General features: G+C 54.2%; 2 rRNA genes. Both read left to right on the forward strand.

The window, feature by feature from the left end:
• Positions 1-96, forward strand: a 5S ribosomal RNA gene (gene rrf, locus EDM57_RS22035); the annotation flags it as partial.
• A gap of 152 nt (positions 97-248) precedes the next feature.
• Positions 249-1,135 (forward strand): 23S ribosomal RNA (locus EDM57_RS22040); the annotation flags it as partial.

A 1,135-nucleotide genomic window follows, 5' to 3' on the forward strand; every position in this document is an offset into this window, starting at 1 on the left:
GACACACCCGTTCCCATACCGAACACGGCCGTTAAGCCCTCCAGCGCCGATGGTACTTGCTCCGCAGGGAGCCGGGAGAGTAGGACGTTGCCAGGCGGACGCCAAAAGGATCGTCTGCTAAAGACGCCTCATCCATGAGGCAACGCAGACACTAGCACATCCTGTGCGTCGTTGTTCCTTGAAAACTGGATACTGCATGTAATTGCTAAGGATTTAAACTGTAAGCATTTTTTAGTGCTAACCAATGTGGTTAAGTTACTAAGGGCACACGGTGGATGCCTTGGCGCTAGGAGCCGAAGAAGGACGCAGCGAACTGCGATAAGCCTCGGGGAGCGGTAAGCACGCTTTGATCCGGGGATCTCCGAATGGGGCAACCCACCATCTGTAATGGGATGGTATCCTTCACTGAATCCATAGGTGATGAGAGGGCATACCCGGTGAACTGAAACATCTAAGTAGCCGGAGGAAGAGAAAACAATCGTGATTCCGTCAGTAGTGGCGAGCGAACGCGGAAGAGCCTAAACCGTCGGGTTTACCCGGCGGGGTTGTGGGGCGTCTCACATGGAGTTACAAAGGATGGATGTAGATGAACAGTCTGGGAAGGCTGACCAGAGAGCGTGACAGTCGCGTAATCCAAACATTCATCCCTCCGAGACCAACCCCGAGTAGCACGGGACACGTGAAATCCCGTGTGAATCTGGCAGGACCATCTGCTAAGGCTAAATACTCCCTAGCGACCGATAGTGAACCAGTACCGTGAGGGAAAGGTGAAAAGCACCCCGGGAGGGGAGTGAAACAGTACCTGAAACCGTGTGCTTACAAATAGTCGGAGCCCGTTAAAAGGGTGACGGCGTGCCTTTTGTAGAATGAACCGGCGAGTTACGGTAGCGTGCGAGGTTAAGTCGAAGAGACGGAGCCGCAGCGAAAGCGAGTCTGAACAGGGCGCAAGTACGTTGCCGTAGACCCGAAACCGTGTGATCTAGCCATGTCCAGGGTGAAGGTAGGGTAACACCTACTGGAGGCCCGAACCCACGCACGTTGAAAAGTGCGGGGATGAGGTGTGGCTAGCGGTGAAATTCCAATCGAACTCGGAGATAGCTGGTTCTCCCCGAAATAGCTTTAGGGCTAGCCTCGG

Origin of the sequence: Brevibacillus gelatini, from assembly GCF_003710935.1 — a bacterium.
Lineage (GTDB): Bacteria > Bacillota > Bacilli > Brevibacillales > Brevibacillaceae > Brevibacillus > Brevibacillus gelatini.